At 38.9% G+C, this 23,651-nt stretch carries 22 protein-coding genes and 3 pseudogenes; 8 read left to right on the top strand and 17 right to left on the bottom strand.

The window, feature by feature from the left end; translation table 11 throughout:
* Window positions 1-119: 119 nt before the first annotated feature.
* From ACE1TI_RS08800 to ACE1TI_RS08780, 5 genes and pseudogenes are all read right to left on the bottom strand, one after another.
* Window positions 120-1,472 (bottom strand): glycoside hydrolase family 38 N-terminal domain-containing protein, encoded by a 1,353-nt coding sequence (locus tag ACE1TI_RS08800; protein WP_375007210.1) that lies wholly within the window; start codon window positions 1,470-1,472, stop codon window positions 120-122.
* An 87-nt stretch (window positions 1,473-1,559) separates the two neighbouring features.
* The gene (locus tag ACE1TI_RS08795) at window positions 1,560-2,582 is read right to left on the bottom strand and encodes a PTS fructose transporter subunit IIC (protein ID WP_375007209.1); all 1,023 of its coding nucleotides are present in this window, start codon (window positions 2,580-2,582) and stop codon (window positions 1,560-1,562) included.
* A gap of 28 nt (window positions 2,583-2,610) precedes the next feature.
* Window positions 2,611-2,925, bottom strand: a complete 315-nt coding sequence (locus ACE1TI_RS08790) for a PTS fructose transporter subunit IIB (RefSeq protein ID WP_375007208.1) — start codon at window positions 2,923-2,925, stop codon at window positions 2,611-2,613.
* Between the two features lie 12 nt (window positions 2,926-2,937).
* On the bottom strand, window positions 2,938-3,414 hold the full coding sequence (locus ACE1TI_RS08785) for a PTS sugar transporter subunit IIA (protein ID WP_375007207.1): 477 nt from the start codon (window positions 3,412-3,414) through the stop codon (window positions 2,938-2,940).
* A 429-nt stretch (window positions 3,415-3,843) separates the two neighbouring features.
* A pseudogene (locus ACE1TI_RS08780) lies at window positions 3,844-3,965 on the bottom strand (family 1 glycosylhydrolase); the annotation flags it as partial.
* A gap of 484 nt (window positions 3,966-4,449) precedes the next feature.
* On the opposite strand from ACE1TI_RS08780, the gene ACE1TI_RS08775 reads away from it, so the two are divergent.
* Window positions 4,450-4,923, top strand: a complete 474-nt coding sequence (locus ACE1TI_RS08775) for a hypothetical protein (protein ID WP_375007206.1) — start codon at window positions 4,450-4,452, stop codon at window positions 4,921-4,923.
* A gap of 648 nt (window positions 4,924-5,571) precedes the next feature.
* Here the strand turns inward: ACE1TI_RS08775 and ACE1TI_RS08770 are convergent.
* From ACE1TI_RS08770 to ACE1TI_RS08755, 4 genes and pseudogenes are all read right to left on the bottom strand, one after another.
* Window positions 5,572-6,609: pseudogene (locus ACE1TI_RS08770) on the bottom strand (family 1 glycosylhydrolase).
* A 52-nt stretch (window positions 6,610-6,661) separates the two neighbouring features.
* Window positions 6,662-6,746: pseudogene (locus ACE1TI_RS08765) on the bottom strand (ATP-binding cassette domain-containing protein); the annotation flags it as partial.
* A gap of 64 nt (window positions 6,747-6,810) precedes the next feature.
* On the bottom strand, window positions 6,811-7,371 hold the full coding sequence (locus ACE1TI_RS08760; protein ID WP_375007205.1) for a hypothetical protein: 561 nt from the start codon (window positions 7,369-7,371) through the stop codon (window positions 6,811-6,813).
* Window positions 7,372-7,453: 82 nt separating this feature from the next.
* Window positions 7,454-8,116, bottom strand: coding sequence for a DUF1643 domain-containing protein (locus ACE1TI_RS08755; RefSeq protein WP_375007204.1), 663 nt, complete (start codon window positions 8,114-8,116; stop codon window positions 7,454-7,456).
* Window positions 8,117-8,390: 274 nt separating this feature from the next.
* On the opposite strand from ACE1TI_RS08755, the gene ACE1TI_RS08750 reads away from it, so the two are divergent.
* The 7 genes from ACE1TI_RS08750 (at window position 8,391) to ACE1TI_RS08720 (ending at window position 14,593) form a co-directional block, all read left to right on the top strand.
* A complete protein-coding gene (locus ACE1TI_RS08750) occupies window positions 8,391-8,648 on the top strand; it encodes a helix-turn-helix domain-containing protein (RefSeq protein WP_375007203.1) in 258 nt (85 codons plus the stop codon).
* Between the two features lie 82 nt (window positions 8,649-8,730).
* Window positions 8,731-9,219 (top strand): competence protein ComK, encoded by a 489-nt coding sequence (locus tag ACE1TI_RS08745; protein ID WP_375007202.1) that lies wholly within the window; start codon window positions 8,731-8,733, stop codon window positions 9,217-9,219.
* Between the two features lie 185 nt (window positions 9,220-9,404).
* A complete protein-coding gene (locus tag ACE1TI_RS08740) occupies window positions 9,405-9,821 on the top strand; it encodes a hypothetical protein (protein ID WP_375007201.1) in 417 nt (138 codons plus the stop codon).
* 237 nt (window positions 9,822-10,058) lie between these two features.
* A complete protein-coding gene (locus ACE1TI_RS08735; RefSeq protein ID WP_375007200.1) occupies window positions 10,059-10,856 on the top strand; it encodes a DeoR/GlpR family DNA-binding transcription regulator in 798 nt (265 codons plus the stop codon).
* Complete coding sequence (locus ACE1TI_RS08730) at window positions 10,831-12,114, top strand: four-carbon acid sugar kinase family protein (protein WP_375007199.1); 1,284 nt, start codon at window positions 10,831-10,833, stop codon at window positions 12,112-12,114. Before ACE1TI_RS08735 ends, ACE1TI_RS08730 begins: the two co-directional genes overlap by 26 nt.
* An 18-nt stretch (window positions 12,115-12,132) precedes the next feature.
* The gene (gene pdxA, locus ACE1TI_RS08725) at window positions 12,133-13,140 is read left to right on the top strand and encodes a 4-hydroxythreonine-4-phosphate dehydrogenase PdxA (protein ID WP_375007198.1); all 1,008 of its coding nucleotides are present in this window, start codon (window positions 12,133-12,135) and stop codon (window positions 13,138-13,140) included.
* A gap of 82 nt (window positions 13,141-13,222) precedes the next feature.
* Entirely contained in the window at window positions 13,223-14,593 is a 1,371-nt protein-coding gene (locus ACE1TI_RS08720; protein ID WP_375007197.1) for a GntP family permease, read from the top strand.
* Between the two features lie 112 nt (window positions 14,594-14,705).
* Here the strand turns inward: ACE1TI_RS08720 and ACE1TI_RS08715 are convergent, their stop codons facing one another.
* From ACE1TI_RS08715 to ACE1TI_RS08680, 8 genes are all read right to left on the bottom strand, one after another.
* On the bottom strand, window positions 14,706-15,413 hold the full coding sequence (locus ACE1TI_RS08715) for an ABC transporter ATP-binding protein (protein ID WP_375007196.1): 708 nt from the start codon (window positions 15,411-15,413) through the stop codon (window positions 14,706-14,708).
* Window positions 15,400-16,176 (bottom strand): ABC transporter ATP-binding protein, encoded by a 777-nt coding sequence (locus ACE1TI_RS08710; protein WP_375007195.1) that lies wholly within the window; start codon window positions 16,174-16,176, stop codon window positions 15,400-15,402. The genes ACE1TI_RS08715 and ACE1TI_RS08710 overlap by 14 nt, the downstream gene beginning before the upstream one ends.
* Window positions 16,173-17,201: a branched-chain amino acid ABC transporter permease gene (locus tag ACE1TI_RS08705; protein ID WP_375007194.1), complete on the bottom strand. Its 1,029-nt coding sequence runs from the start codon at window positions 17,199-17,201 to the stop codon at window positions 16,173-16,175. The genes ACE1TI_RS08710 and ACE1TI_RS08705 overlap by 4 nt, the downstream gene beginning before the upstream one ends.
* A gap of 28 nt (window positions 17,202-17,229) precedes the next feature.
* A complete protein-coding gene (locus ACE1TI_RS08700; RefSeq protein ID WP_375007193.1) occupies window positions 17,230-18,093 on the bottom strand; it encodes a branched-chain amino acid ABC transporter permease in 864 nt (287 codons plus the stop codon).
* Window positions 18,094-18,331: 238 nt separating this feature from the next.
* Window positions 18,332-19,591 carry an ABC transporter substrate-binding protein gene (locus ACE1TI_RS08695; RefSeq protein WP_375007192.1) on the bottom strand — a complete coding sequence of 420 codons (1,260 nt, stop codon included), beginning with the start codon at window positions 19,589-19,591 and terminating at the stop codon, window positions 18,332-18,334.
* A gap of 16 nt (window positions 19,592-19,607) precedes the next feature.
* The gene (locus tag ACE1TI_RS08690) at window positions 19,608-20,375 is read right to left on the bottom strand and encodes an enoyl-CoA hydratase-related protein (RefSeq protein WP_375007191.1); all 768 of its coding nucleotides are present in this window, start codon (window positions 20,373-20,375) and stop codon (window positions 19,608-19,610) included.
* A 24-nt stretch (window positions 20,376-20,399) separates the two neighbouring features.
* Window positions 20,400-22,016, bottom strand: coding sequence for an AMP-binding protein (locus tag ACE1TI_RS08685; protein WP_375007190.1), 1,617 nt, complete (start codon window positions 22,014-22,016; stop codon window positions 20,400-20,402).
* Window positions 22,017-22,032: 16 nt separating this feature from the next.
* Complete coding sequence (locus tag ACE1TI_RS08680) at window positions 22,033-23,175, bottom strand: acyl-CoA dehydrogenase family protein (RefSeq protein WP_375007189.1); 1,143 nt, start codon at window positions 23,173-23,175, stop codon at window positions 22,033-22,035.
* Window positions 23,176-23,651 lie beyond the last annotated feature (476 nt).

Raw genomic sequence — 23,651 nt, 5'->3', positions numbered from 1 at the left:
CGGGAGAGCGTAAGCGGCCCTTGACAAACGCAGCAAATGGGCGATCCTACCCGAAGACAAAAGAAGAGATAAAGTATGATTATGCTAGATAAATAGAGTACGTGTCCAAATTCAAGGGGTTAATCCGGATCCTCATTTTTGACACCGATCTCGATCTGTTTATCATTTAAATTCTCTCGTTTTGTTTCAAGAACCTGATAAGGGATAGGATTACCTTCAGGATCGACAATTACAAAATCTTTATATTCTAATTGAACCGTTACTTCCACGTAATTTTTTCTTTGATGGCCTAACGTGTTGAAGATTATAAGCGGGATTCCTTTATCATAATCGAATTTAATTTTTTCTACCAATTCTTTGGTCACGCTATGTTGTATGGATTCTCCAACTTGTTTAGCGGACTGATACCTCATTTCCATTTCCTGGTGAGTGGCATCTGTGCATACATTACAAATGGAATCATGAGCATGGTTTTGAAGGATGTATTTCCAGCCTCTATTAATCATGTCATTATCGTAAGTATTTCCATACAGATAAGACATTGTGTTGAGAGGCTCCAAGTATTTCTCATATAAATTCTGAACCTCAAAATTATCCTTTTTCAAATCCAGTCGAGTGGATGCAATACTCACATGCACACGCATATCTTTCCCTTTTCTGAATTCTCCACTAATAACCTCTAGGTTTTCAGCCTCTTCTTGAACGGCATCAAAGTAATCTTTAAGCTGAGTCATCTTGAAGGAATAATCACAATCGGTGGATACAAAATGATGATTCAATTGTTCAACTATTTCTGGTAATTCTTTTATCGCCGTTCTTTGATCAAAACCACACATTAATAACATATTTGGAGAGGTTATCTTATCTTTTAATGCTTGGACATTTTCATCGATAACTTCCAAATTTTGATGAAGATTAGTAGAAATCATTCTCCCATTCCCATAGCCTAAAGGCAAATGTGTTGTAAAAACGTTCGAACCGTCTGGACCTTCCCACCAAAACTCAGTTTTCACTGTTTCCTCATCTGTAATCCCCCGCCAGAATAGGGCATGCTTCATTCCAAATCCATTTAATACTTGTGGAATTTGTGCGGCCTGTCCAAAAGAATCGGGAAGATATCCAATTTTCATAGACGGTCCGAACTCATTAGCAACTTGTTGTCCAATTAACAAGTTTCTGATAAGAGATTCTCCACTTGGAATAAATTCATCCGGTTGGATATACCAAGGACCGATGAGCAATCTCCCTTCTTGTACAAGTCTGGTAATAGATTCCCTTTTATCAGGTTTGATCTCTAAATAATCCTCCAACACAATCGTTTGGCCGTCCAGCGTAAAAGAGGTGTATTCAGGGCTGTTTTCCAATAATTGAATGAGCTCATCCATAAATCTGATTAGCTTGACCCGATATTGCTGATAAGTTTGGTGCCATTCTCGATCCCAATGAGTATGAGAAACCAGATGAAAATTCATTGTAATGCCTCCATCGTTAAAATCACTACAGTAGATAATGAAATAGGAGGGACAGATAAATAGGCCCCTCATTAATAAATATTAAAGTTATGAAGTTTCTTCCATAATTGATAGTTCTTCTTCTGCCTTTTTCTTTAACATTACGGTCATTAGAGCTGTTACAACAATGCCGATAGCAAAGGCCAGCACAAACATTAATGGTTTAACGAAAAATGGAACTACAAACACTCCACCACTTGGAATAGGTGCTTGGGTACCTAAGGCTAAAGCCAAAGCCCCTCCAACAGCGGAGCCTACAACAATGGAAGGAATTACACGTAATGGATCAGATACTGCAAATGGTATGGCACCTTCCGTAATACCAGTTGCCCCCATAAATGTGGTTGGCAGGGCACTTTGCCGTTCGGCTGATGTGAATTTTTTTGGAGCAAATCTAGTAGCAAGCGCCAAGCCAATTGGAGGCGTCATGATACCGATCCAGCATGCTGCCATAGGATAATAAACCTCTTGATTCAGCATTCCTACGCAAAAGGCAAAGGCTACCTTATTAACCGGCCCGCCCATATCAAAGGCCATCATAGCACCGATAACCAGACCTAATATAATCAAATTTCCTCCGCTCATGGACTTAAGCCATCCTTCTAAACCTTCTGATAAAACGGCAATGGGTTGTCCAATGATATACATTAGTATGGCAACAGCACCTGCACCAAGTAACGGAATAACGATAATTGGTTTTAATTGGACGAAATATCTGTGCATTGGTAGCTGCTTAAGGGCGTTTACAATATAACCTGCAATAAAACCAGCAACAATTCCCCCTAAAAAACCTGCCCCGATTTCGTCAGCAATTAAACCGCCTACCATACCTGGAGCAATACCGGGTCGATCTGCAATCGAATAAGCCATGTATGCCGCCATCACAGGAACCATCAGAGAGAAAACAAGAACACCAGTGTCTGCCGTTTTCTTAGCAAGTCCTGCTTCCTGTTCTCCACCTCCAAATAATAAACCAATGGTAAGAATCAACCCGCCAGCAACGACAAAAGGCAGCATATATGAAACACCCGTCATAAGATGTGTTTTCGCTTCTTCAAGAACTTTTTTCATACGATCACCTCACCTCAACTTGCTTCGGTTATTGATTCGTTTCCACATTCATTGCCTTATCGATGAGTTCTTGAGCATTTTTAACAGCCTCCGCAACAGACGCTTTCACCGTAGGAATATCATTAAAGCGTTCTGATTTTGTAATTGCCGTATCTACTGCAAGAATAAGGGCATCTGCATCAGCTATTTCTTTAGCCTTAATTTCATTTTCCATCCCCATTGCTCCCTGCTTTTCTACTTTAATTTTCACTCCGCTTTTTTTAGCAGCAGCTTCTAAAGCTGCAGCAGCCATATGAGTATGTGCAACACCTGCTGGACAAGCTGTAACCGCAATAATTTTCATATCTAACCTCTCCTATACATTAGTATTTTTTTTAAAAACATCTTCAACTAACAAATTTAATATGTCTTGTTGTTTATCAGCTTCCATTAATTGTTTTCGAAAGTCTTCATCTATTAACTTTTCCGATAACTTTGACAGAATTTGCAAGTGAGTCGTTCCTGCTTCTGAATCTGGAATAGCAAGCATGATCACAAAGGAAACATCAAGATCATCCATTGCTCTCCAATCCACCCCTTTTGTCAATTTCCCGATAGCTATGCTGGCATGGTTAACCGAATGGTCTTTACAATGTGGGATAGCGATGCCATTTCCAAAACCGGTAGTCACTTCGTTCTCCCTCATCAACACCCCTTGGGTAAAGGCTGTTTGGGATTCAATCCGTCCTTGCTTTTCTAGTAATTCCGCTAATTGTTCAATTACTTCTATTTGATTATTAGCATGAATATTAAGGTCTATTAAGTCTTCATTTATTAAAGCTTCTGCTGTCAATATTGTATCCCCCAATCTTCTTTGAAATTTAAAAGAATCCTGTGTTTTGTTCTATATTTTTTAGTATAAAAGCGTACAAAAGGAAATAAAATTTAATCATTTTCCTAAAGGTTCAGGAAACGCTTACATAATCTTTGAATGTTAAAAAAACAGGAACAAATTATACTTTTTTAATAAACTGTAAACATGGGAAGAAAAAAAGATATAGACGTCAGAAAAGTGTATGATCGGATGATTGAGGAATATCGTAAAAAAATGAAAGAAATTGCCGTACAACATTTTAAAGAACTAGAAGATATAAAGAAGGAAGGGAATGAAGAGAGGGAAAAGTAACCCTTTTTTTGGTCCATTTTCAATTCCATACAAAAAACCCGAATCAGGCATTATTATAAGCAGCCGTTACTCGGGTTGTTTACCAGTCATATTAATTTATAATTCTTCTCCATTCGTCTGAATTACTTTTTATACCAAGCAAAAGAATCTTTTTTGTAACGCTTCATGAATTCGTTTACTTCATTGTTACGATTGACATAAATCATGCCGTACCGTTTTTAAACATAGAGATGCCTTCCCATCTTGTCCCTGCTTTGTATCACCGAGTGACCGCAAGATCTACCGCATTATTAAAAATTTAAATTAAATATATTCATTGACTGTTTGATTTCTCACTTTTATTGAACCTAAAGGCAAACTCCAAAATTAGAAGTACAACTAATCCAGCAATAACATATGTCATTGAATCATTAAATAAACCTAAGGCAATAAAAATAAGTATCACAGCTAACTGGACTAGAGATTTTATATTTTTTATAGAATTCATAAAAACCAGCTCCCCTCTTTCTTGAATTATATAAATAATCATACAGAACAATATTTATAATTTCCAGTTTTAGGTATAAACTAACTATTCTACAAAATAATGTAATTTTAAAGACCTATTTATGTACTTTTATATTGAATTTGATTTAAATTTCCGATAAATTCAAAAATGCAGTTCCAATTATTTCCTAAAATATATCAAAAGGGAGGAAACGAATGAAAAAATATTTCAAAGTTTTATTGTCTAGTTCACTGTTCGTGGTTTTATTATTTTTATATGCTAACACTACATCTGCAGCTACTATTAATCATGGAGAAGACAGTGACGGTACATATAGTGAATTTAAGTATTCTGCAGAGGAGATTCAAGACCGAATAGACGAGTCATCAAAAACTTTAAGTTTTTATCAAAGCAATGCTTATGACTACGCGGCATTAATAGCATCCGGTATTGTAGGAGCATATACAAATGGTTACGGAGCTACTATTTTTGGAGCAAGTGCCATTGAAACTAAATCAATTATTCAAGAAAGAATTCAATCTAACATTAGTTACTATGAAGACCTAATGACAACTACTAACACTACTAGCGATGGTGTGATTGTTAAAAGATACTATTCAGAATCCTACCAAACTGGACTCGGTATGGTTAAAGATTACTATGGAGATCAAATAATTTCAGCTTACTAAAAGAAGTCATTTTATCAATTCTCCTAGTCCTGGAATTCTTCCAGGGCTTTTTTAATGTATGTGAATTGTAGAAAAATATAGCAATCTATAGTATCAGCAAGCATCTTCGAAATATCCTTCTATATAAGAGACCTCTATCACAAGTAAATGTATATGAGAGAAAAACCTCTGTTAAAGTTGCCATGGCTCCTCCCGCCATCATCTTGCTCTTTTATTTTAGGAATTTTTTGTAATGACAGTGTTTAATTTATCGATAACTTAATGAAATTACAATAGATGGCTATGTAATTGAGTCTTTCACACCACATTTTTTAAAAAATTACCTAGTTTTTTCCTAATAGATTTAAGAACTCCTACTAAATAGCTTCTGCTCTTTTTACAAAACCCGAATAAGGCTCTATTTATAAAAAGCCGTTACCCGGGTTGTTGTTCAGCAATCATATTGAACTTACAATTCTTCTCCATTCGTCTGAATGACTTTTTTATACCAATCAAAAGAAGCTTTTTTATAGCGCTTCATGGATCCGCTGCCTTCATTATCATCCTCTTCTACCGAATCGACAGCACCAAAGCCATTTTCTACGATAAATAATGGAATTTAATACCGGTCATAGAGACGATTTTAATGTGTATCTGAGCCCGGTTGGATCAATCCGCCCAGCCCCAGTCACTGGATTTAATGTATGGATTTTCTACTCCATTTGGCAATGCCCCATTAACGATATCCCCCGTGTTATCCTTTTCTACATCACTTTTTACGGTCGTAGACATGTAATAGCTGAAGCCTAAATAATCTACTGTCCCATTTTTTAAGATTTCTCCATCGCCCTCTTCGAACTTGATGTTATATCCTTCTCTTTCAAATTCTTTTAAAGCGTAGTTTGGATAATAGCCGCTAATGTGTACGTCCGAGAAGAAGTAGCGCTGCCTCTTGGACTCTTCCGCTAACATGACGTCTTCTGGGTTTGAGGAATAAGGATAAATCGGTACATGAGAAACCATGGCCCCAATCTGGAACTCTGGGTTGATTTCTTTTCCTTTCGCTAACAGCCAACGCACTGGCGATTAATTCATGATGACCTGCTTGATACATAACTTCCTTCGCGTTTTCGCCTTCTTCTACCACAACACCAGAGTTAGTCCATAGGAACAGCGATTGCTCACATCCATCTTGTTATTGATTTCATTAAATGTCATCCAGTATTTCACTTTATCTTTATACCGTTCAAAACATACTTCCGCGAACTTTACGAAGAAATCTACTACTCTTCTATTTCGAAATCCGCCATATTCTTTAGCCAGGTGCAGCGGCATTTCAAAGTGAGATAACGTAATAACAGGTTCAATGCCGTGCTTCAGCAGTTATCCAATACATTATCATAGAATTGCAGCCCTTATTCGTTCGGTTCCGCTTCGTCGCCTTTCGGAAAAATTCGGCTCCATCCGATCGAGGTTCTTAAACATTTTTCCCATTTCGCCAAACAAAGCGATGTCTTCTTTATAGTTATGATAGAAATCAATCGCTTCATGGTTTGGATAAAATTTATCTTCTTCGATGGTTGCTGTTATTTCTCTCGGTACGCCGTGGGCTCCGGCTGTCATGACATCCACCACTGCCGCCTTGATTCCAGCCTCCTTCGAATGGTGAGCAGTTAAAGCACCGCCCCATAGAAAATCTTTTGGCATATTTCCCATTTTCTATTCCTCCTTATACTTAAATGCCTCTGCTTGTTTAACGAACTTGGGATGTTAAGATTTTAATCATTGTTGTCTTTCCAGAACCACTTGGCCCCTAACAAACCAAACGATTCTCCTTTTTTAATGATGTGACATCTTAAAAAGCCTCTTCTCCATAATTTAGCTAAATGTTTAACACTTTTTGAAACGTTAACCATCAATACCCAACAAATAATCAATTTCTGCTTTTAAATCATTATAATTTATCGCCCTGCATGACTTTTGAAGCGTAGAGAGCGAAATAGATTTTTGTTCAGGAAAATGTTCATTTAAGAACGCAGTGGATAATACATAAAATTCCCACCGATGAATGTCAAGAATATCATAGTCAGCTTTATTTTGATCCGTGTAAACACAAAAGACATAGCAATCTGAATTGCGTTTGGAATCCGCACTCATTTCTCCGGTCAGGTAATCCCAGGATTTTGCTTTGGGTATATTAAAAATGATTTTTGAAAGCTGCTTTTGTTTCCATGCTTGTATGTATGCTGCTGATTTCACTTCTATGAAATTCCCATGATATTCAAAGTCTGCTTTATCCCACTCAATTCTAGGTTCATTCGTTAAGCCTAAAGCATCGCCAACTAGAAATTCGGCGAGGATTCCTCTGTTTGTATTACTTAACAAGTCAGAATACGCCCATCGCCAAAATTCAAATACAGAAGTGCCTGTTCCTTTTATTTCTAACTCATCAGTTATTTTTGAAGCCATTTTTCCCCTCCATTTTATTTTCGAGCTCGAATGAAGAAGAGGAGCATGGAAAAATTTGCTCCTCTTTTGGTTTATTCTACTATCAACCTACTAATGAACCAATCTTTTCTAACCAATCGATTTTTCTTTTCTTTAACTGTGAATTCGGATGATAATAAAATGGAGAGATTTTGTGTTTCAAGCCTTTCAGTTGAATTCCCTGACGTTTTAACGTGCTCAATGCTTGTTGTGCTAGCGGCCTTACACAATTATTGGTCCCCCAGCCGATAATCACCAGACCGTTACACGTTTGTAAAGCTTGGGTAAGTTCTTCTGCTCTGGTTTTATAAAATATACTGTGGTGGTGAAAAGATTGATCTGCTGCGGCTGCTAACTTGTTTTGAAAATCTTTCATGTTACTACAGCGAATATCCGATAAATTTATGATAGCTACCTGGTTCCAGCTCTTTACATTCATCAGCCTCATCATTTGGTGCTGGGTAGGATCAGATTTCGCTGCTACAAAGGCTGTCTGTTCTCTTGCGGTTTTGACGAGAGGAAAGGAATAATCAGCTTGTTCTGGTTTGCATGAACCTGGATTCGTTAAGATAAAAAAGGCATCTACACCTTTGGTTTTCGGCCTATGTTTGCGATTAATCTTCACCTGGCTCCGGCAATCAAAAATAGATCCGTTTACCTCCACCTTATAAAAACACCCTTCCACTTCAAACGCTTGATTCAACTGATCCGCAAGTTCATATTCCATTTATGCCCCTCCCAGCCTTTTCTGATCTGAAAATTCTGTCTACTTATTTTCTTTTTTCATTCATTAAAACCCTTCTTTTTCCCATCTACTATATGCTTTCATTTACGTAATCAATCCTCCTTTTTTTTCCCGCTTCCCATAAAAAAATCCCTTACCTTCCTATTCAGGGAAAATTTTTCTTGTTTATTTTACATTTACTTCCAATTTGTTACCTCAAGGGCGTGTTCTCTCTTTTCCTCTTCCTAAATAATTGAGGAAAAAGGGATGTGGACAGTTGTTAAACGATGATTTATTTGCTAAAGTCTTAGGCAGGTTTTTAAGGTTAAGACGAATGGAACAAGATAAAACCTTAGAAAAACTAGCATCCATCGCACATATAAATGACAAAAATTTAGGAAGAATTGAGCGAGGTGAAAAAATACCCAAGGCCCATACCCTTTTCCAAATTGTTATCGCATTGAACCTGACGAACGTTACATTTAGTGACATTCTAAAAGAATATGAATCTCTAAAAAAGGAAGATGACATGTAACCTCTATTTTCTCCTCTTCCCCCTCACACCCCCTATCCCATTCACTTGTGTGAATGAACCCCACAAAAGGAGAGTTTTAGCTATGTATGAAAAAGTTGTTGATTATTACGAAATAAATCCGAGCACTATGGCTCTGCTGCCGGCAGCTCACATGGACTATGAGGTCATTGCTTTAGAAGAGCATCAAAAGCTTTTCGTCCGGAAAACATCGATTCAACTGATTCAGTCCGCGTGTTTAGATGGTGGCTCGACGTATGAAGGAAGGAGAATGGCCGTCACCCATCAAACGGGCTCCAAACAGAAAGTTCCGATTCCGGTGAACCCTCTCCATCAAATCTTCGCCTTCCCAACCCATTCCCCAAGAGTCCTCGAATGCAATTGGATCTTCTATCACCATGTCCATTCTATCCAAGCCCATAGATCCCCACAGGAACCTTCTATTCAATCCATCATCACCTTTAAAAACGGCCAGCAGCTTCCGATGAAGGAATCATCCTACATATTAGAAAAACAATTGCAGCGAACCGCCATGTGTATTCTGCGATTTACGAAACCACTGCAGAATGTATAAAGTTAGCTATCAGACCTCAAACGTTTCTATATTAGATAAAAAAGTAACCTTTCTCTTTTTTGAAAAAAAGCCCTGTTCTCTTTTGCTTATAATAAAACAGCTATAAACGGAATAAGCATAGTACAAAAAAGGAGACGTGCTTTATCATAGACAAGGGAGTACTACTAAAAGTTGCCATAGCAGGGATGGTATTGGTCTTGATCATTGTTCTCTTTTTTACCTTCTCACGATCCCCGGGGGAAGAGGCGAAGAAAACGGTGGAATTGTTTTATGAGTATGAGCAGCAAGGGGATTTTGCGCAATCCTGGGAGTTATTTCACACGGATATGAAAGATAAGTTCTCCAAAGGGCACTACATCCAAGATCGGGCGCATGTGTTTATGAATCACTTTGATGTCACAACATTTGCCTATACAGTGGGAGAGACAGAAGAAATGGAAAACTGGCAGATGGACAAAGATACGAGTGAATTAAATGACGTGTATAAGGTAAATGTGATCCAAACCTTTAAAGGAAAATACGGTCATTTTGATATATCTCAGGATGTGTATGTGTCTAAAGAAAATGACGAATGGAAAGTTCTATGGGATTACAATAAATAGCTTAAATCATCATCCTGAACAGAAACTTTTTTGTATGTAAGGATCTCTGCATAAAAAAATAATTTCTATGAAAGAACATAAGGTTTGCCTAGGTGGAGAGGTGTTAATGAATATCGCTTCACCTTCGTTTTTATGTTCTTTTTTAACAAATTAATTAAAAATCATTGACTAAAACGAACATTATAGTACATAATTGCACCATGAATTGTTCGTAACAAACAATTAAGAGGCGATAACATGAATGCAGATGATCGAAGGGAACATATTACAGAATTATTAAAACAAAGGCAGCGTATCGAAGTTGATCAGTTAACACAGGAATTAGGGGTTTCCACGATGACAATTCGGCGGGACCTTAGTCAGCTAGAACAAGAGGGAAAATTAATACGAACACACGGCGGTGCGGCTGCACCGCAAACACTCAACGGAGAAACACCTTATTCTTATAAAGAGGGTTATTTCTCACTTGAAAAGAAAGCGATTGCATCTGAAGCTGCTAAGCTTGTAAGGGAATGCGCGACTATTGTGCTAGATTCAGGCACTACAACACTTGAGCTTGCTCGTAAATTGAAAGAACGCGGAGATATCACAATCATTACGAACGATATCCCCATTGCAGCTGAGCTTATGAATAGTCCAGCACAGGTGATTGTGACAGGTGGTGAGCTGCAGCGTCATGTCGGTGCGATGTTCGGACCGCATTCGCAACAGCTGCTCGAAAACCTCTATGTGGATCAGTTTTTCCTTGGGGCGCATGCGGTTGACCCAAAAGCAGGGGTGACTGCACCTACACTTGAAAAAGCAAGGATTAAGCAGCTGATGATGGCAGCGGCTGAAGAAACGTGGTTATTAACCGATTCAAGTAAAATTCCAAAGAAAGCTTTTGCAAAGGTTTGCAGAATGAGAGAGATTGCAGGGGTTCTCATCGATGATGCGTATCAGGATAATGCAGAAAGTCCGCTTCACCAGAACCTCATTCGAGTTTCAGCCGGAAAGGAGAGTGTGATCGATGAAGATCGGAGTCATCGCGGATGATTTAACTGGAGCGAATGCGACCGGGGTTCGTTTAACAAAAAAAGGGTTCCCGGCGGTCACTGTCGTTCACAGCTCTCCTTTTCCAAAAGAACAAGCTTATGACGCAGTAATTATGGATACCGATAGTCGCTATTTGCCGACTGAGGTTGCCTCTGAGCGAGTGAAAACTGCAGCAACGGAGTTGCAAAACTGGGGTGCGGAGCTTATATCGAAACGAATTGATAGCACTATGCGAGGCAATATCGGCCCTGAGCTTGATCAACTTCTTGAATTGTATCCCGACCGCACTGCGGTTGTGGTTCCAGCTTTTCCTGCTTCCGGCCGGGTTGTGATTGGCGGTTACATGCTTGTTGATGATGTACCACTTCAAAAAACGGATGTGGCCAATGATCCGGTTAAACCGCTCAAGACTTCGTGTGTGCCAGAATTAATCGAAACACAGTCAAGTCATTCCGTTTACTCGATTGGGCTCAAAGATATCATGGCGTCTTTCTTGCACCTGAAGAATGTTTTAAGCGATGCCTTTCAAACTGGGGCGCGGATTGTCGTTTGTGATGCAGTGACAGATGAAGACGTGGAACGCGTAGCTTCTGCGCTGAAAGAGTTGCCAGAACAAGATATTATCACGGTTGATCCAGGACCTTTTACAGCTGCCTATGCTTCAGCTTGTGCCGAAGACATGCGGGCCGGCGGACGTATTCTTGCGACAGTAGGCAGTGCGACTGCACTTACGGGCAAACAGCTAGAGACGTTAATTGAAGATTTTAACCCAACAGTTGTTTATGCTCGTCCGGAAAAACTAGCAAGCTATACTTCTTCTTGGGAAGAAGAAGTACAGCGTGTCACTGATGAGGCACTCGAAAATCTCATTTTGAGAGAGGTGCTCGTTATCACAACATATCGGCAAGGAATGGAGTTAATTGATTTGAAAGCAAAAGCGAACGAGGAAGGCGTAACAGAAGACGCACTTGCCAAGCGTATGACCGATGGGCTCGGAAAAATCAGCCGTCAGCTGCTGGAGCGCGGCGATCCGAAAATTCGCGCCTGCTACTCAAGCGGCGGGGATGTTACCGCTTCACTCTGCGCCTTCAGTCGTGCCAATGGAATTGCTCTCGAAGATGAAGTGATACCGCTCGCTTCTTACGGGAGGTTTGTTGGCGGCTATTTTGACAGGATGCCAATCGTAACCAAGGGCGGCATGGTCGGAGATAAACGATCGATGCTTGAAGCAATTAAATACTTACGTGCTAAGTTATAACTTTAGGAGGAATTTATTATGACGAAAAAAGCAATTATTGCCATTCCAATGGGAGACCCAGCTGGAATTGGACCAGAAATCACTGTGAAATCTCTTGCCAATCAGGAAGTCTTTGAATCTGGGAAACCATTTGTTATTGGTCAAATGGACATTTTAGAAAAAGCTGCCGAGGTAACGGATACCTCGCTCACGTTTAACCCTATTTCTTCTCCAAGTGAAGCATTGTTTAAGTTTGGAACAGTTGACGTTATTGATTTAAAGAATGTCGACACAAACGAGCTCAAATATGGAGAAGTTCAAGCGCAGTGCGGGCAGGCAGCCTATGAATACATTCAAAAAGCTGTGGAGTATGCTCAGGATGGAAGCACAGACGTGATTGCAACGACACCGATTAATAAAGAATCGCTTAAGGCAGCGGATGTTCCGCATATTGGACATACAGAAATGCTGGCAGCCATGACGGGCGTGGAAGATCCACTCACGATGTTTGAAGTACGTTCCATGCGCATCTTCTTCCTGACCCGCCACCTTTCATTAAAAGATGCTATTGATCAAATGACAGCCGAGCGTGTTCATGATTATTTACTCCGCTGCGACGCGGCATTGATCCGCCTTGGGATTGAAGATCGTAAATTTGCGGTCGCAGGGCTTAATCCGCATAGTGGTGAAAATGGCTTATTTGGCCGCGAGGAAGTGGATCAAATTCGTCCGGGCATTGAACGAGCGCAGGCAGACGGTATTCCAGTCGAAGGACCGGTGCCAGCTGATTCCGTTTTCCACCAAGCGTTAAATGGAAAATACGATGCGGTGCTCTCCCTTTACCACGACCAGGGCCACATCGCTGCAAAAATGACCGACTTTGAACGAACCATTTCGATTACAAACGGCCTTCCATTCCTCAGAACATCGGTAGATCACGGCACAGCGTTTGATATCGCTGGTACTGGGATTGCTAGTGCGGTCAGTATGGAAGAGTGCATTAAACTCGCAGCGAAATACGCACCCCACTTCACGGGCGAAGAATGAAGCATACCTGGTTGGTCTTCTTTGCAGGTAGCAAAGAAGACCTTCTGCTCTAATACATCTTTATAAAAAGGGGTTTTGAACTATGGATCCTTCAGGGACTCAGATGATTCTTGGCTTAATTATTGGTGTCTTTTTACTGATTTTATTGGTCCTTAAAACGAAAATTCATGCATTTGTGGCCTTATTGATTGCCGCTTCAGTCACGGGGTTGATCGGCGGGATGCCGGCTCCTGATGTTGTTGATACGATTACCTCTGGGTTTGGTAACACGTTGAGCACGATTGGGATTGTAATCGGTCTTGGTGTGATGATGGGCCGTATTCTTGAAGTTTCGGGTGCGGCCGAGCGGATGGCGTATTCTTTTATTAAGTGGCTCGGGCGCAAAAAGGAAGAATGGGCAATGGCGCTTGCCGGTTATGTCGTTTCGATCCCTATTTTTGTGGATTCGGCATTTGTTATTTTAATGCCTTTAGTGAAGGCGCTTTCAACAAAAACTGGTAAATCTGCTGTCGGGCTTGGTGTCGCACTAGCGGTTGGTTTGAGTGCAACACACCACGCGGTGCCGCCAACACCCGGGCCGCTTGGTGTTGCCGGTATTTTTGGTGCAGATATTGGATTAATGCTCTTGTATGGACTTTTCTTTGCTATTCCAATCATTGTGGTCGGGATCTGGTACGCGAAATGGATTGGGAAAAAGATTTATCAAATACCGACAGAAGACGGATTGGATTATGTACGACCGGAGATGGCTGCAACACTTGAGGAATACTATGAATTACAAGAACAAAAGGGATTGCCGGGACTTGGGATTTCTGTCCTTCCGATCGTGCTGCCGATTTTACTAATCTTTGCAAATACAATTACAGATGCACTGGGAGCAGAAGGTGTATTTGCTGAATACGTTCAGTTCTTCGGGAACCCAGTCATTGCCGTAGCAATTGGTTTAATTGTCGCCATTTACGGTTTGTTTGGTAAAGTAAAGCAATCTGAAGCAATAGAACGTATGGAAGAAGGTATTAAGACAGCTGGAATCATCCTGCTCGTAACTGGTGCCGGTGGTGCACTTGGTGAAGTACTTCGTGAAAGCGGCAGTGGTGACTACATTGCAGAACAAATAGCTGCTACAGCGATACCGCCGGTGTTGTTACCCTTTTTCATTGCAACGATTGTACGATTGATTCAAGGCAGTGGTACGGTTGCCATGATAACAGCAGCTTCGATTTCGGCGCCAATTGTTGTTGATATGGATATCAATATTGTTCTAGCTGCACAGGCTGCAACACTTGGAGCGCTCATCTTTTCTTACTTTAATGACAGCTTATTCTGGGTTGTTAACCGGATGCTAGGTATTAAAGATGTGAGAGAGCAGCTCCTTGTTTGGTCAGTGCCAACCACAATAGCCTGGTTCGTGTCGTTTATTATGCTAATCATTGCGAATTTGATTGTTGGGTAAGTTAGTAGCAGTGCGTTGAGGAGCCTGTCGCCGTACATTGTACGGGGCAGGTTTTTTCTATCTTTTTGTTCCATATTATTCCCTCTTAAATTTCAGGAACTTTTCCCTGTTTCTATACTGCCAAATACGTTTCTTTTAAATCTGGTCTTTTATCGAACTCATCCCATGTTCCTTCAAATATAATCTGACCTTGGTCCAACAAATAAACATATTGTGTTAACTTTCGACTAAAGGTTACATTTTGTTCGGCAAGCAGTATACCGACGCCCATTTCTTTGATAACTTTTTGTATAACATCAACCAAAGAATTTACAATAATTGGTGCCAATCCTTCTGTTGGCTCATCGAGTAAAACAATACTTGGTTTGGCTGCTAAGGTTCTGGCAATCGTAACTACCTGTTGTTCTCCGCCACTGAGTTGTCCTCCCCTTCTATTTATAAATTTATTCATCAATGGAAACAGATTTAACATTTCTTCTATAGAGAACGAAGAAACATTACTCCTCCTTCTACCGTACTTCCCCATTTCAAGGTTTTCCTTTACTGATAAACTGGAATAAATCCTTCTATCCTCTGGCACATAACCTAGTCCCATTCTTACAAGCTGGTAGGGCTTCAATCCACGAATAGATTGATCATTGAACACAATATTTCCTTTCACCTTAGGCTCTATGTTTATAATACTTTTTAAAATAGTTGATTTTCCGGCCCCATTTCTTCCTAATAAGGCAACACCTTGACCTTTTTTCACTTTTAAATTAATCTTCTGAATAATGTAACTGCTTCCATAGAAAGCCTCCAAGTCATTAACTGCTAACATTCTCCTCTTCCTTTCCAAGATAAATTTCCTTTACTAAGTCATTATTCTTGATTTCTTCCGGCTTGCCAGTAACTATTAATTCACCCCTATTTAATACAGAGATTTTATTGGCTAATGAAAAAACAACTTCCATGTCGTGCTCTGTAAGCAGGACTGTCAATTGATGTTCAGAATGTAATCTCTTAATCAATGCTGCCGTTTTTCGTGTGTCTTCTGGAGACATTCCAGCAGTGGGTTCATCTAAAAGTAATAGTTTTGGCTCCAAGGAGATGGCAATAGCTATTTCTAGTCTTTTCTTATCACCATGTGATATCTCAGATACTTTCTTATCTTTTTGTGAAAATAATCCAATTTCCTTTAAACGACGATCAGCTTCTTGAATTGTTCTATAGGAAGGGTAAAAAAGACCTTTCAAACGCAATTTATCCCTCCATTGTTCTTTTATCCTTACCGCTGTTAGTATATTCTCCTCAATTGTTAATGTTGGAAACACTTTCGGAACTTGAAAGGCTCTTCCCATTCCTTTCCTTGTTCTTTTCCAGGACGGCAGTTTACTAACATCCTCATCCAAAAACCACACTTTTCCGCTTGTCGGCGTGATTTCTCCTGAAATAACTCCAAAAAAAGTGCTCTTACCAGCACCATTTGGTCCTATGATGCTGTGAATTTTATTTTCTTCCAATTTAAAATGAATATTTGAAAGCGCTTTAATTTCAGGCCAAACCATATTGATATTTTTCACTTCTAAAATACTTGAAGTCATAACGTATCTACCTTTCGTTCTCTAGTTTTTTCAATACTATTTCTATCTGCCTTCATTTTTTGTTTTTGCCTTCTACCAACCTTGTATCGCAATTGATCAATAACTCCCAAGATTCCCCTTGGCATAAGTAGAATCACAGCAAGAAGCAGTAAACCAATGTATAACTCCGAAGAATCGGCTAATGAACTTGTTAAATAGTTAAAAATTTCATAAAGAAAGGCTCCAATTACTGGCCCGAAAAAGTAGCTGTAGCCGCCCAACAAAGAAATAATTATAGGTGTAGCAGAATTAGTCCAAGATGCTATGTCTGCAGTTATAATACTGTTTAGTGGGGCAGAAAGAGCTCCTGCCAGCCCAGAAAGAGTTCCAGATATTACAAAGGCAGTGAGTTGATATTTTCTTACATTGACGCCCAAGAAAGAAGCACGAACTGCATCTTCTTTGGTCGAAATTAAAATTTTTCCAAACCTGGATTTCACAACCAACCGTAGAAACAAAATAGATACACATACAAAAGAGAGAATAACAAAATAATAGTTTGGCATTCCATGAATTCCTATTTCCATTGAACCCAATCTTAGACTGGGGGCGTTAATACCAGCCATTCCATTTTGCCCACCCGACCATTTTGATTGATAAAAAATTTGATAAACCAGCTGTCCTAGAGCCAGTGTTAAAATAGCAAAGTATATCCCAGAAGCTCGAAATGAGATATAACCTAAAACAAGTGCTGAAATAGCACTAATTAATATTACTAACGTTATACCTAAAAAGAAAGAAGGGACAGATTGTAAAAACAAGGCTAAGGTGTATCCTCCAATCGCGAAATAAGCTGCATGACCAAATGACACAAGCCCTGAATAACCTAATAACAAATTAAAGCTTGTAGCAAATAGTGCACTTACTAGTATTGTTGCTGCCCGAAATACTATATTATCGCTTACAAACAAAGGCAATAAAAACAACAGTACAACGACTGCAGCTATAAAAATGGTCAATCTGTTTTTCTTCGAAGAAAATATCATCTTGCGCACCCCTCTCTATTTTAAATTTCTAAGACAAAATTCCTTTTGGTTTTATTAATAGTATGAAGACCATTCCAACAAAAAAAGCTACTCCAGTGAAAATTGGGACGAATGTTGTTAAGTATGAATCGATTAGACCTAGAACTAATGCAGCAATAAATGCACCAAAGATATTCCCCAGCCCCCCCACTATTACCACTCCAAAAGCTTGGATTATAAACGTCATTGATAACATTGGAGTTAAAATGGTACTCGGTGCTGCTATCATACCTGCAGCCCCCGCTAAAAAAGCTCCTAAGATAAACACACCAGTAAATATTAAGGGCACATTTACTCCTAACGCATTAGTCATTTTCGAATCCTCGGCAGAAGCCCGAATGAGCTTTCCAAAGGAAGTTTTTTGAACTAACAGCCACAGTAAGGCAGCTACCAAAAAACCAGCACCAATAATGACGATAGAATAAGCAGGAACATTCATTCCACCCAAGTTAATACTGCCTTCTAGTCCCTGTGGAAAACTTACAGATAAGTAACTCGCTCCCCAAATTTCATGTACAAGCCCCTGTAGTATCAATAACACCGCAAACGTAGCCAATAATGATAATATTTCGTCGACTTTATATAATCGTTTTAATACCAAAACTTCGATCAAAGCTCCTATTACGCTTACAACAATACCTGAGAGGATGACAATGAAGAAAAAAAGCCAAGGAGAAACTGCAGTTCCTTGAATCATTGAATAACCAAAGTATGCCCCTAACATAAAAAAGGCTCCATGAGAAAAATTTAATATTCCCAGCACTCCAAATACCAAAGTAAGCCCAGAAGCTATTAAAAATAATAGCATTGCTTGAGACAAACCATTTATTAATGGCATTAATATTATTTCCATTATCTATGCTCCCTCATTTATTTTTGAGGGGCTGTCCCAAAAGGTTTTTTACAGCTGAAATACACTTCGCTTTCCGCGGGCAACGCTCCAGCTTCCTCGTGAGCAAAGACCGCTCACTGCGGGATCTTCAGCTGTTGCTTTTCCCGCTGGAGTCTACGTGTATTTCAGCTGGAGTTTATTAAAAAATTTAGCCGACCCGACTTATGGGACAGTCCCCTCCAAATAGCAATAATACATGTTAATGATTGGACGGAGGCAGGATCACTTCGTCTCCTGGGATAATTACTGTTTCCTCAACTTCCCATCCCGTCTTTCCTTTTGCAGGAACAATATGAATCCATATTACGTCTTTTATTGCCTGATGATCCTCTTCTCGAATGGTAGTAGTACCAGTCAAACTATCAAATTCAATACCTTCAAGCTTAGAAATCACATCTTGTGTCTCAGTAGACTCCGCTTCTTCGATTGCTGCTTTGTAAGCTAACATAGCATTATACGCTTCAGACGCAAAACCGATAGGTTCCTTTCCATGCTCGGCTTTGTAATCTTCGACAAAACGGTTGTTAATGTCATTGTCAAAGGCAGGCGCATAATAGTGCAATCCTCCCCATTCCTCATGCATGTTTTGACCTAGTTGTTCACGTATGTCCCTTTCTGCAGAAGGATTAACAAATACATCTATTCCTTCATAAAAATTGTATGAAGCGGCTTGTTGGGACATCACTATTGCATCTCCTGCGTAAAGAGAAGAAAATACTCCTTGAGGATCTGCATTTTGCACCGCAGTTATATAATTTTTAAAGTCAGATGCCCCAAAAGCAGGCCAAGATTCATGAATGAGTTCTACATCAGCGTTGTATTCCTGCAAAGCTTCAAAAAAACGATCATGCGTATTTTTACCATATTCATAATCTGGTGAGAAAGTTGCCCATTCTGTTATATCAGGATACCTTTCAGCAATAATTTTTGCCCCAGCGTAATTCCTCATTTGAGCATTGTCGGTTACTCGAAAATAATGTTCATTAAAGTCCTCTCCAGTTAAACGATCAGAGTGAGCGGCTGCAGTAATTAAAATCGAATCCAGTTCCTCCATAGCTGGAGATAAACTCAATGCTACATTACTACTAATTACCCCAAGAAAGAAATGGACTCCATTATTTTGCAAATCACGTACTACTTTTACTGCTTCTTCCGGACTTCCCTTGTCATCCCTAACTTCCAATTCGACCTGCCGCCCCATTATCCCACCGTCTTCATTAATATGCTTAATTGCAAGTTCTGCTCCTTGTTTCATAGGTTCCCCTGAACTTGCATTCCCTCCTGATAAACTGGAAATAAATCCAAATTTAATCGGCTCCTCTTCAGAAACTCCACTTTCTGAATTGTTTGTATCTGAAGAGGAAGTTTCATTATTTCCGCATACCACTAGGAAGAGAGTAACAACAAGCAACACTGATAGTAAGTAAGAAACCTTCCCATGATCAATGGTTTTAAACATTTTTATTCCCCCCTAATTAACGTCCTGAAAAAACGGGATCTCTTTTTTCAAAAAAAGCTTTTACAGCTTCTTTAGAATCGTCATAGGCAGACAATTCTTTGGAGAGACTTTGTTCAAATTTATACCCTTCTTTTAAATCCATTTCTTCAATTGTGTTAAGACTCTTCTTTGCTAATTTAATTGCAATTGGGCTTTTCTTTGCTATTTCTGTCGCTAATGACATAACTTCCTCAAAAAGATCGTTTGGAGGGACAACTTTAATGATTCCTCCATAGTTTTTGATTTCTTCAGCTGAAATTGTATTACCCGTATAATGCATGTAACGTACAATCATTTGAGGAACTAACCGTGATAAATGTTTTGCCCCTCCCATCACGCCTACGTTAATTTCGGGTAAACTAAAGTAAGCTTTTTCAGAAGCAATCAACATATCACACACTGCTGCATACGCTAATCCCGTTCCTAATGCCGCTCCATTTATAGCTCCAATAACTGGTACTTTGCACTCATAGACAGACCAAAAACTTTCTCTAACTTTTTTCATTCTGCTATCGGCATTCTCAGGATTCATTGTCAAAAATTCATTTAGATCATTGCCTGCAATAAAAGCTTTTTCTCCTTCTGCTCGTAAAATAACAACTCTGATGTCTTGTCTATTATTATTAATTCCATGAAATGTATCCTTTATTTCCTCATAAAGTTGTTCATTGACTGCATTAACAGGAGGCCTATCAACCGTTACAACAGCTATATTATTTTTCTCTTCTAATTTAACGAAATCCATTTTTCCCTCTCCCCTTCCTAAATACTACTTACTTCCTTGACTGATCCGCTCTCTTAATACAAATTTTTGGATCTTTCCACTCGCTGTCATTGGCATTTTTTCAATAATTTCCAACCTTTCCGGCAACTTCTGTTTTGCAACTCCAGTCTTTTTTAAAAAGTCAGTCATTTCCTTGAAGTCAAATTGAACTCCCTCTTTTAAAACGACAAATGCGCAAGCTTTTTCCCCCATTTCTTTATCAGGCATAGCAACTATCACAACATTCTGAATATTTTCGTGTGTAAAAAGGATATCTTCTATCTCCTTAACACTAATATTTTCCCCCCCTCTAATAATTATGTCTTTTTTTCTTCCTTTGATTTCTATATATCCTTCTGAATCGATCATAGCTAAATCACCAGTTAGAAAATAACCTTCCTCGGTAAATGCTTCTTTATTATTTTTATCTTGAAGGTAACCCAAAAACATTTCAGGACCTTGTACTGCAAGTTCACCTATTTCACCAAACGGTACTTCCTCTTTTCGTTCATTAACAATTCTTCCTTTTGAACCCTTAAACAACTTTCCATCCGTGTGCGCTGCTTTATCTATTGGATCTTCATAACTGCATGCTGAAAAAGTAGGATATTCAGACGATCCATAAACCCGTGTCACACAACATTTAAGTTTTTCTGCTGCCTCTCTAACAAGTTCTGGTGGGACATCTGCTCCTCCGCAGGCGAATGCCTTTAATTTTAACTGTTGTCGCTGTTCCTCATTTATAGACTGAACAATCCCCTTTAGAAAAGGGGTAGCTCCTACTGTCCAGGTACATTGTTCATCCGCCAAAAGTTTAATTGCTTTTACAGGATCCCAAATATCTTGCAACACAACTTTACCTTCAATCATAAAAGCTAATTCTAATCCATAAAGAAATCCTGTAATATGTGTCACTGGGGAGGGCATAAAAATAGTGTCTTGATTATTCAAACGGTATAACTCTACAATAGTGTTATTTTCATGAATAAGAGTGTTATGAGAGTGAAGAACACCTTTTGGATCAGAAGTTGTTCCAGACGTGTATAGAAGGAGATTAATATTTTTCTCATTAACTTTTTCTACTTTGTTATCAACTGCTCCCCTCTCCAAAAATGGATTAAATTCTATTTCGAATGAAGAGTCCAACTCAGGTTCCTCATTATATTTGTCTATTAGCACTAAAGTTTCTAAATGTTCCAATTCCCTAGACCTTATAAGCTGTTGCAGCATTTTTAAATAATTAAAATTTCTAAATGAGTAAGGTATTATCATCAATTTTGTCTTAGATTGATTCAATATATAGGTTAATTCTTTTTCTCGATAGAGAGGAATGATTGGATTACTAATAGCGCCGATTTTAGAAAGAGCCTGGTGAACTATGATTGCTTCCATCCAATTGGGCAATTGAAAAGAAACCACATCCCCTTTTTGAATTCCAACGTTTTTAAAAGATCCCGCTAATTGTTTTACATATCCATTTAATTGTTCATAGGTTAATTTCTGAAAACTATCTACTGCTGCTATTTTAGTAGGTACTTTTTCAGCAGCCTTTTGCAAGTATGAATAGATGTTTTGGTTTTTCCAGAAACCCTTTGTAAAGTAGTCATCTGTTGGCAAATGCAAGTGTATCACTCCCCTTTTAACCTAACAGTTGTTTGGCTATAACGTTTCTTTGGATCTGATTTGTTCCTTCTACAATTTGCAGTAATTTTGCCTGCCTAAAATATCTTTCCATAGGGTAATCTTTCATGTATCCATTACCACCTAATATCTGCAAAGCGTTTGTCGTCACTTTCATTGCTATATCAGTGGCAAAACATTTTGCCATTGCACCGTGTAGTGGAGCATCCAAACTATCTTGGTCAATAACGTCGGCTGCCTTATAGACTAATTGTCTTGCTGCTTCAACCTCCGTTGCCATATCTGCTATCATCCATTGAATTCCTTGAAAATCAGATATTGGCTGCCCAAACTGTATTCTTTCTTTCGAATAGTCCATTGCATAATTTAATGCTCCTTGAGCCAACCCCACTCCAACAGCTGCAACTAATGGTCTAGTCTTATCCAACGTTTTCATTGCTATTTTAAAACCTTTACCTTCTTCACTTAAAAGATTTTCTTTCGGTACTATGACATTATCAAAATATATTTCACAAGCAGCAAAACCTTTAAAGCCCATTTTGTTTTCCTTTTTTCCAATCGTTATACCTGGTGTTTCGTCTTTGTTAACTACAAATGATGAAATTCCTTTTGATCCTTTAGAGGGATCTGTTTTTGCAAATACACATATGATGTTTGCAATATCTGCATACGAAGAGAACCTTTTCACTCCATTAATAACATAATGGTCTCCATCTCTTTCTGCTTTTGTCCTCATGGAAGCAACATCTGAACCTGCCTCCGGTTCTGTTAAAGCAAAGGCTACTCTCCAATCTCCAGTAGAAATATTAGGAAGAAATCTTTTATGTTGTTCTTCGTTTCCCCCAATGATTAAAGGCATAGCCCCTAATTCTTGAGTGGTTGGCACCATAGCAGTATTAGCACAAACTTTTGCTAACTCCTCTATAGCCATACTCATAGTTAAGGTACTACCGCCTCCCCCTCCATAACGAGTTTCATAAGGCAGGCCCATGATTCCTATGTTATTCATTTGTTCTACCAGCTCATCAGGATATTCCCCAGTCGTTTCAATTTTTTCCGCTAAAGGTGCTACCTTTTCCTCTGAAAATCTTTTAATAGTGTTCACTAACAAATCCTGTTCCTGTGAAATTGATATACTCATTTTTTCAACTCCCATTTTATATTTAAATTGCATAAAGCAACTTTTTAGATAGTAAGCGCTTACAATATGCCTATTTGGTGAAAACCTCTTACACCAAATATATCTTCTGCTGCCTCCCGTATTTTCGGCTCTCTTCCTCGATTGGTTTTTGGGGTTAGTGCCGATTTATTCATTAAAACTTATCCTTTCAATTCATGTTTTAAATTAAAACATGAATCACTTTTCAACTTTTTCTAATTATTATAATAATCTGTTAATTTTGATAAGTCAACAACTTTTTTTATTTTACTTTTCACACAACATTATTCCGAATTAAAGTTTCAAAACTACAAGGAAAGATATAGTAACGAATTAAGTTAGCAGCAATTTGAAGTGTCTGGAAGAAGATGAATTTGGCCCGGGCCAAATGAAGTGTTTAAACGAAACGATTTTGTATTAATAAAATTAATCAATCGTTTGATTAATCCTTATGTCGT

Source organism: Alteribacillus sp. JSM 102045, from assembly GCF_041949975.1.
Classification (GTDB): Bacteria; Bacillota; Bacilli; order Bacillales; family Marinococcaceae; genus Alteribacillus.
This window is presented reverse-complemented; position numbering and strand designations above follow the sequence as displayed.

What these genes read in the sequence shown, in the direction of transcription:
- ACE1TI_RS08755 (WP_375007204.1), bottom strand. Translation starts at nt 8,116, where the DNA reads ATGGAATATGAACTTGCGGATCAGTTGAATCAAGCGTTTGAAGTGGAA.
- ACE1TI_RS08700 (WP_375007193.1), bottom strand. Translation starts at nt 18,093, where the DNA reads ATGGAAATAATATTAATGCCATTAATAAATGGTTTGTCTCAAGCAATG.
- ACE1TI_RS08710 (WP_375007195.1), bottom strand. Translation starts at nt 16,176, where the DNA reads ATGACTTCAAGTATTTTAGAAGTGAAAAATATCAATATGGTTTGGCCT.
- ACE1TI_RS08760 (WP_375007205.1), bottom strand. Translation starts at nt 7,371, where the DNA reads ATGGCTTCAAAAATAACTGATGAGTTAGAAATAAAAGGAACAGGCACT.
- ACE1TI_RS08715 (WP_375007196.1), bottom strand. Translation starts at nt 15,413, where the DNA reads ATGTTAGCAGTTAATGACTTGGAGGCTTTCTATGGAAGCAGTTACATT.
- ACE1TI_RS08740 (WP_375007201.1), top strand. Translation starts at nt 9,405, where the DNA reads ATGGTATTGGTCTTGATCATTGTTCTCTTTTTTACCTTCTCACGATCC.
- ACE1TI_RS08705 (WP_375007194.1), bottom strand. Translation starts at nt 17,201, where the DNA reads ATGATATTTTCTTCGAAGAAAAACAGATTGACCATTTTTATAGCTGCA.
- ACE1TI_RS08680 (WP_375007189.1), bottom strand. Translation starts at nt 23,175, where the DNA reads ATGAGTATATCAATTTCACAGGAACAGGATTTGTTAGTGAACACTATT.
- ACE1TI_RS08690 (WP_375007191.1), bottom strand. Translation starts at nt 20,375, where the DNA reads ATGGATTTCGTTAAATTAGAAGAGAAAAATAATATAGCTGTTGTAACG.
- ACE1TI_RS08795 (WP_375007209.1), bottom strand. Translation starts at nt 2,582, where the DNA reads ATGAAAAAAGTTCTTGAAGAAGCGAAAACACATCTTATGACGGGTGTT.
- ACE1TI_RS08800 (WP_375007210.1), bottom strand. Translation starts at nt 1,472, where the DNA reads ATGAATTTTCATCTGGTTTCTCATACTCATTGGGATCGAGAATGGCAC.
- ACE1TI_RS08720 (WP_375007197.1), top strand. Translation starts at nt 13,223, where the DNA reads ATGGATCCTTCAGGGACTCAGATGATTCTTGGCTTAATTATTGGTGTC.
- ACE1TI_RS08745 (WP_375007202.1), top strand. Translation starts at nt 8,731, where the DNA reads ATGTATGAAAAAGTTGTTGATTATTACGAAATAAATCCGAGCACTATG.
- pdxA (WP_375007198.1), top strand. Translation starts at nt 12,133, where the DNA reads ATGACGAAAAAAGCAATTATTGCCATTCCAATGGGAGACCCAGCTGGA.
- ACE1TI_RS08695 (WP_375007192.1), bottom strand. Translation starts at nt 19,591, where the DNA reads ATGTTTAAAACCATTGATCATGGGAAGGTTTCTTACTTACTATCAGTG.
- ACE1TI_RS08790 (WP_375007208.1), bottom strand. Translation starts at nt 2,925, where the DNA reads ATGAAAATTATTGCGGTTACAGCTTGTCCAGCAGGTGTTGCACATACT.
- ACE1TI_RS08735 (WP_375007200.1), top strand. Translation starts at nt 10,059, where the DNA reads ATGAATGCAGATGATCGAAGGGAACATATTACAGAATTATTAAAACAA.
- ACE1TI_RS08775 (WP_375007206.1), top strand. Translation starts at nt 4,450, where the DNA reads ATGAAAAAATATTTCAAAGTTTTATTGTCTAGTTCACTGTTCGTGGTT.
- ACE1TI_RS08730 (WP_375007199.1), top strand. Translation starts at nt 10,831, where the DNA reads ATGAAGATCGGAGTCATCGCGGATGATTTAACTGGAGCGAATGCGACC.